The 6752-nt window shown below is 64.4% G+C and carries 6 protein-coding genes; 3 read left to right on the forward strand and 3 right to left on the reverse strand.

The features are described 5' to 3' along the window. Positions 1 to 824 (reverse strand): tRNA preQ1(34) S-adenosylmethionine ribosyltransferase-isomerase QueA (gene queA, locus H7225_RS01055; RefSeq protein WP_290658734.1); only part of this gene is annotated, 824 nt, incomplete at its 3' end. Positions 825 to 986: 162 nt separating this feature from the next. Here queA and recG point away from each other — a divergent pair. Beyond that, the gene (recG, locus tag H7225_RS01060) at positions 987 to 3089 is read left to right on the forward strand and encodes an ATP-dependent DNA helicase RecG (RefSeq protein WP_290658738.1); all 2103 of its coding nucleotides are present in this window, start codon (positions 987 to 989) and stop codon (positions 3087 to 3089) included. Between the two features lie 29 nt (positions 3090 to 3118). After that, positions 3119 to 4042, forward strand: coding sequence for a LysR substrate-binding domain-containing protein (locus H7225_RS01065; RefSeq protein WP_290658735.1), 924 nt, complete (start codon positions 3119 to 3121; stop codon positions 4040 to 4042). Positions 4043 to 4048: 6 nt separating this feature from the next. On the opposite strand, the gene H7225_RS01070 is transcribed toward H7225_RS01065, so the two are convergent. Both H7225_RS01070 and H7225_RS01075 read right to left on the reverse strand, forming a co-directional pair. Further along, on the reverse strand, positions 4049 to 4870 hold the full coding sequence (locus H7225_RS01070; RefSeq protein WP_290658736.1) for a BPSS1780 family membrane protein: 822 nt from the start codon (positions 4868 to 4870) through the stop codon (positions 4049 to 4051). Beyond that, entirely contained in the window at positions 4867 to 5832 is a 966-nt protein-coding gene (locus tag H7225_RS01075; protein WP_290658737.1) for a homoserine kinase, read from the reverse strand. The genes H7225_RS01070 and H7225_RS01075 overlap by 4 nt, the downstream gene beginning before the upstream one ends. A gap of 209 nt (positions 5833 to 6041) precedes the next feature. Between H7225_RS01075 and H7225_RS01080 the strand changes: the two genes are divergently transcribed. Beyond that, positions 6042 to 6647 (forward strand): outer membrane beta-barrel protein, encoded by a 606-nt coding sequence (locus tag H7225_RS01080; RefSeq protein ID WP_290658739.1) that lies wholly within the window; start codon positions 6042 to 6044, stop codon positions 6645 to 6647. Positions 6648 to 6752: the final 105 nt, after the last annotated feature.

The raw sequence follows: 6752 nt of genomic DNA on the forward strand, positions 1-6752 counted from the left end.
AGGATCTGGTGGGGCGGGCAAAACAGGGCGGCCGATTCCAGCGCACGCAAGGTGGTGGTGCCGACCGCGACCACGCGGCCACCCTGGGCCTTGGTGCGGGCAATGGCGTCCACGGTGGATTGGCTCACCTCGAACCACTCGCTGTGCATCTTGTGCTCGGCCAGGTTCTCGGTGCGCACCGGCTGGAAGGTACCGGCGCCCACATGCAGGGTGACCTCGGCCGTCTGCACGCCACGCTGGGCCAAGGCGGCCAGCAGGGCCTCGTCGAAATGCAGGGCGGCGGTGGGGGCCGCCACGGCGCCGGGCCGCGCCGCGAACACGGTCTGGTAACGCCTGACGTCGTCGCTGGAGTCGGTGTGGGTGATGTAGGGCGGCAAGGGCACGTGCCCGTGAAGCTCCAGCAAGGTCAGCGGGTCGGCTTCAAAACGCAGGTGGAACAAACCATTGTCGGGGCCGCCCCGGCCCAGCACGGTGGCGTCAAAGGCATCGGCAAAACGAACCACGCTGCCAGGCTTGGGCGATTTGCTGGCGCGCATGTGGGCCAGCACTTCGTTGTCGGGCAACACGCGTTCAACCAGCGCTTCTACCGTGCCGCCGCTGCTTTTCAGGCCATGCAGGCGGGCTTTGATCACGCGGGTGTTGTTGAACACCAGCAGATCGCCTGGGTTCAGCTGCGATGGCAGATCGCGAAAAATGCGGTCGATGGGTGCTGGCTTCCGGCCATCCAGCAGGCGCGAGCCACTGCGTTCGGCGGCGGGATGCTGGGCGATCAGCTCGGGCGGAAGCTCAAAATCGAAATCGCCAAGGGAAAAACGATGGGTCATGAATGCTGCCATTGAGGGGCTGACGAGCCCCGTGCCAAGGAAAGGGATGATTGTCGGTGAGTTCGGGCATGTCAATGGGCGTTATTCACCACCTGTTGCGGGGGTGTGCTGGCGGCATTGCACAATCGTGTGCCTACCCACCTCGTGAAAAGTCATCCCTCCGTGCCGGCCAAGCCCACCCCCAGTCGTTCGCAGTCGCCACCCGCCAAGGCCATGGACAAACTGGGCTTGGTGCGCGACATCGACTTGGCCCTGCACCTGCCTTTGCGCTATGAGGACGAGACCCGCCTCACCTTGCTGCGCGATGCCCGCGATGGCGAGGTGGTGCAAGTCGAAGGCGTGGTGCGCGACAACCGCATTGAGATGCGTTCTCGGCGGCAATTGCTGGTCAAGCTGGACGATGGCAGCGGCGAGGTGCAATTGCGCTTTTTGAATTTTTATGCCACGCAGCAAAAGGCCTGGGCGCCCGGGGTGCGCTTGCGTGTGCGCGGCGAGGTGCGCCATGGCTTCGTCGGGCGGGAGATGATGCACCCGGCGGTCAAGGTGGTGTCGGCGGACACGCCGCTGGCTGAAGCGCTCACGCCGGTCTACCCCACCAGCGCTGGCCTGCCGCAGACCTATCTGCGCAAGGCCGTGGCCTCCGGCTTGATGCGCGCGCACCTGGACGAGATCCTGCCTGCGAGCGTGTTGCCTGCCGCCTGGCCCAGCCTGCGTGAAGCGCTCCATTTTTTGCACCACCCCAGCCCTGAGGTCTCCGTGGCCACGCTGGAAGACCACAGCCACCCCGCCTGGATGCGGCTGAAATACGAGGAATTGCTGGCCCAGCAATTGTCGCAACTGCAAGCCCGGCAAGAGCGCGCCCACCTCAAGGCGCCCGCGTTGCCCTCGCAAGTCGGGGGCTTGCATGAGCGCTTGCTGAAAGTGCTGCCCTTTCAATTGACCTCAGCCCAACACCGGGTCTGCGGCGAAATTGCGCTGGACCTGGCGCGCCCGCAACCCATGCACCGGCTGCTGCAGGGCGATGTGGGCTCTGGCAAAACCGTGGTGGCCGCGCTGGCCGCCGCCGTGGCCATGGACGCCGGTTGGCAATGCGCCCTGATGGCGCCCACGGAGATCCTGGCCGAGCAGCACTTTCGCAAGCTGCTGGGCTGGCTGGAGCCGCTGGGCATCAAGGTGGCCTGGCTCACGGGCAGTTTGAAAGCCAAGGCCAAGCGCGAACAAATGGCCATGGTGGCCTCGGGCGAAGCGCAATTGGTGGTGGGCACGCACGCCGTCATCCAGGACCAGGTCGAGTTCGCGCGATTGGGCCTGGCCTTGATCGACGAACAGCACCGCTTCGGCGTGGCCCAGCGCCTGCAACTGCGCGGCAAGCTGAAGGGCACCGACATGGAGCCACACCTCCTGATGATGAGTGCCACGCCCATCCCGCGCACCCTGGCCATGACCTACCTGGCTGACCTGGAGGTCAGCACCATCGACGAGTTGCCCCCTGGCCGCACACCCATCGTCACCAAGGTGTTTGCCGATTCACGCCGGGACGAGGTCATCGAACGCCTCCGCGACGAGGCCGCCAAGGGCAGCCAGGTCTACTGGGTCTGCCCGCTCATTGACGAGACCGAAGAGTCGGACCAGGCCGCTGACGAGGCGGCAGGCCGCAACAGCAACCGCCGCCCGCCGCTGGACCTGAGCAACGTCACCCAGACGCACGAGGAGCTGTCCGCTGCGCTGGCTGGCCGCGCGGTGGGCCTCTTGCACGGGCGCCTGCCCACGGCCGAGAAGGCCGAGGTGATGGCGCGTTTTTCAAGGGGTGAGCTGTCGGTGCTGGTGGCCACCACCGTGATCGAGGTGGGCGTGGATGTGCCCAACGCCAGCCTGATGGTCATCGAACATGCCGAGCGTTTCGGCTTGAGCCAATTGCACCAACTGCGCGGTCGGGTCGGGCGAGGCGCGGTGGCCAGCGTGTGCGTGCTGCTGTATTCATCGCCCCTGTCCGATTCTGGCAAGGCGCGCTTGAAGGCCATGGCAGAGACCACCGACGGCTTCGAAATCGCGCGCCGCGATCTGGACATCCGTGGCCCCGGTGAGTTCATGGGCGCGCGCCAATCGGGCGCTGCCTTGTTGCGTTTCGCCGACCTGGGCGAGGACCAACCTTTGATCGAGCAAGCCCGAGAAGCCGCCCAATCCCTGCTGCGCGATCATCCCCACATCGCCCAACGGCACGTGCAGCGCTGGCTGGGCCACAAAGCCGAGTACCTCAAGGCCTGATCTGCAAATGCCCCACAATCATCCCCATCATGACCCTCACTGAACTCCGCTACATCGTCGCCGTGGCCCGCGAGCGCCACTTTGGCCGGGCTGCTGAAGCCTGCTTCGTGTCGCAGCCCACCTTGTCCGTCGCCGTCAAAAAGCTGGAAGACGAGCTGGACGTGAAGCTGTTCGAGCGCGGCAGTGCCGAAATCAGCGTTACGCCGCTGGGCGAAGAGATCGTTCGCCAGGCCCAATCGGTGCTGGAGCAAGCCCAGTCCATCAAGGAAATCGCCAAGCGTGGCAAAGATCCCCTGAGTGGCCCGCTGCGCCTGGGTGTGATCTACACCATCGGGCCCTACCTGCTGCCCGACCTGGTGCGCAACACCATCAACCGCGTGCCGCAGATGCCCTTGATGCTGCAAGAGAACTTCACCGTCAAGCTGCTGGAAATGCTGCGCGCCGGCGAGCTCGATTGCGCCATCCTGGCCGAGCCCTTCCCGGATGCCGGCCTGGCCGTGGCCCCCTTGTACGACGAGCCGTTTTTGGTGGCCGCGCCCAAGACCCATGCCTTGGCGAAGCGCCAACAGATCAGCGCCGAAGAGCTCAAGCGCGAGACCATGCTCTTGTTGGGCACCGGCCATTGCTTCCGTGACCATGTGCTGGATGTCTGCCCCGAGTTCGCACGCTTTTCCAGCGACGCCGAAGGCATCCGCAAGAGCTTTGAAGGCTCGTCCCTGGAAACCATCAAGCACATGGTGGCAGCCGGCATGGGCGTGACCGTGGTACCCAGGCTGTCAGTGCCCGACGAGCCCCATCCGCACCTGGCCTTCATCCCCTTTGGTGCGCCGGTGCCCACGCGCCGCGTGGTGCTGGTGTGGCGGCGCAGCTTCACGCGCTACGAGGCCATCGCGGCCTTGCGCAACGCGGTTTATGCCTGCCCGTTGGAGGGTGTCGAGCGCCTGACGAGCTGAGGTCGCTCAAGCCGCCGCTGTCGGGGCGGAGCCAAACGCCTCATCGGGCTCGAAGCAATCGACCACCGAGAAGTACAGTGAGGCATAGAAGGCCGACGCCATCCACATGGCGCCCATGGTGAGCAGCACATTGACCAGCATGGGTTCGTTCAGCATCGCGGCCAACACACCGTTGACCAGGACCAAGGCCACGGCCAGGCCCATCCACCCCAGGCCAAACACCATGAAGGCGCCCAGGTTGCGCCAGGAGGCGATGGCGCTGAAAAACAAGGCCTTGCCGAAAGACAGCTTGGCCCAATAGATCAGGGCTGGGGTGTGCCAGAAGATCAGCGACACCGGGATGGTCAGCATGAACTGCCACAGCATCGCTGACTGCACGTCGGGGTTGCCGATCAGGTCGGAGGTTTCCTTGGCGGTTTTCATGGCTTTGGCCAGGGTGTCCGAGCCCGGCCCGAAGGCATTCGCCAGCACCATCACCAGCAGGGTGGCCAGCAAATAGGCCCCGCCCAATTTGGCCCACATCCATTTCATCTCAGGAGGCTGCCCGCGCCAGGGTTCCAGAAAGACGCCGGGCGTGACGCGTTGGTCGGTCAGTACCCGCCGGCTGGCCAGCATGAAGCCCATCCACACCATGGGCATCAAGGCCACGATCAGCAAGGGGCCGAGCGCCGGCAGCCCGATCTGCGCCAGGATTTCGCAGGTGATGATGGCCGCGCACACGATCAGCCCCCACAAGCCCACGAAGCCCAATGGCTGGCGAACGCAGGCGCGCAGGCCGTGGCCCATCCAGGTCAGGCCCATGCGGGCAGGCATGATGCGCAGCTTCATGCGGCGGGGCGCTGGTATTGCCAGGGGGTTTGCCGGCGCTGAGTCAGCACCCGCTCGAAGTGGGTGGGGTCGTGCGCTTGCAGCATGGCGGCATCTCGGGGCAGGTGGAAATCCCACAGGCGGGAAGTCCAGAATCGCAGGGCGGCGGCACGCAGCAAGGCTGGCAGCAGGGCCAGCTCATCGTCGCTGAGCCGACGTTGTTCGTCGTAGGCGGCCACGAAGGCATGCGCGCGGGCCGGGTCGAGTTGGCCGGTGGCCAGGTCGATGCACCAGTCGTTCAGGCACACCGCGATGTCGAAGCCGAAGGTGTCGCAGCCGGCAAAGTAGAAGTCGAAAAAGCCGGACAGCGCAGGGCCATCGAACATCACATTGTCGCGGAACAGGTCGGCGTGGATGGCGCCTTGGGGCAAGCCTTGGTAGGCCGGCGATGCGGCCAACGCTTGTTGGTAGGCCAACTCCGACTCGATCAATTCGCGCTGCGTTGGGTCCAGGTACGGCGCCACCACAGGAATGGTCTCGTTCCACCAGGCCAGGCCGCGCAGATTGGGTTGGTGTGGCGGGTAGTCCTGAGCCGCCAGGTGCATGCGGGCGAGCATGGCGCCCACTTGCGCGCAATCGGCCGCCTGAGGGGCCAACTGGTTGCGGCCTTTCAGGCGCGTGACCACGGCGGCGGGCTTGCCCTTGAGCGTGTGCAGGATCACGCCGTGTTCATCGGCCTGCGGTGCCGGCACCGGGATGCCGCGCTCGGCCAGGTGGCGCATCAAGGCCAGGTAGAAGGGCAGTTGCTCGAAGGTCAAGCGCTCGAACAAGGTGAGCACGTAGTCGCCCTGGTCGGTGCTGACGAAGTAGTTGGTGTTCTCGATGCCCGAGGTGGCACCTTGCAACGATTGCACGGCGCCCAGACCCAAGACCGAGATCAGGCCGGAGGCTTCAAGCGGGGACACTTCAGTGAAAACAGCCATGAGACAGGTCGGGCAGCAAAGGCGGCGGGTTGCAAGGGCACCCGCTCGGGGAAAGCCCTCGGACGTAGGAGAAAACCCTCAACGTTCGGGGTGCGCGGAACGTGTGATTGTAGGAGTCGCTGTGGCAGACTGCTCACAGTTCTGAAATCAGGCCCTGCCAAGGTTGGCGGGGCTCGCTAATTTCCCCCAAAAGGAGCCGGTTGATCATCATGCGTACCCCAGCACTGCACAAATCATTGTCGTTCAAGCGGCTGTCCTTGGCTGCGGCCGTTGCCTCAAGCGTGTTGGCGGGTTCCGTGGCCCAAGCGGCTCCTTTCAGTGCCTACGCTGGCGCCACGGTTGGTTTGTCGCCCACGGGGCAACGTTGTCCTGACTATTTCCCTCGATGTGAGCGCGTTGCTGCCGGTGCGAAGATGTTTGGCGGCTGGAATGTGACTCCCAATGTTGCCGCTGAAGTCAATTATTTTTATTTCGGAAGAACGACTTCCGAGCCGCTTCTCGACAAGAGAAGCACTGATATCAGCGCCAAGGCCATTTCTTTGGGTATCAATTGGAACATTGAGATGTTCGAGGTGGCGACTAGCAACATTCGCCTGGGTGTGGCCCGTGTCCAGAGCAAGACTGACACCACGAGTGCTGTGGGTGTCCTCAGCCACGACAGCGACTACACGACCTCGCCGTACATTGGACTCGGCCTGTCGTTCCCCTTCAATCGCCATCTGCGCATGGTGACGGGCTATGACTTCATCCCGGTGAGCGGTGCTGGCAACCGCAATCGTCATATGCTGTCGGGCGGTTTCCAAGGCGAGTTCTGACCCCAAGAGGCCTGCGCCAGCAGGCCTCACAATGCGGGCCATGAACGATCTGGCCTCACCTTCCGATGCCCTGCCAACGCTCCTGTTGGTGGATGGCTCCAGCTA

The organism is Aquabacterium sp., from assembly GCF_014378415.1.
In the GTDB taxonomy this organism is placed as follows: Bacteria; Pseudomonadota; Gammaproteobacteria; order Burkholderiales; family Burkholderiaceae_C; genus Aquabacterium.

Coding starts and splice junctions, on each gene's coding strand:
- H7225_RS01075 (WP_290658737.1), bottom strand. CDS start 5,832: ATGGCTGTTTTCACTGAAGTGTCCCCGCTTGAAGCCTCCGGCCTGATC.
- H7225_RS01080 (WP_290658739.1), top strand. CDS start 6,042: ATGCGTACCCCAGCACTGCACAAATCATTGTCGTTCAAGCGGCTGTCC.
- H7225_RS01070 (WP_290658736.1), bottom strand. CDS start 4,870: ATGAAGCTGCGCATCATGCCTGCCCGCATGGGCCTGACCTGGATGGGC.
- H7225_RS01065 (WP_290658735.1), top strand. CDS start 3,119: ATGACCCTCACTGAACTCCGCTACATCGTCGCCGTGGCCCGCGAGCGC.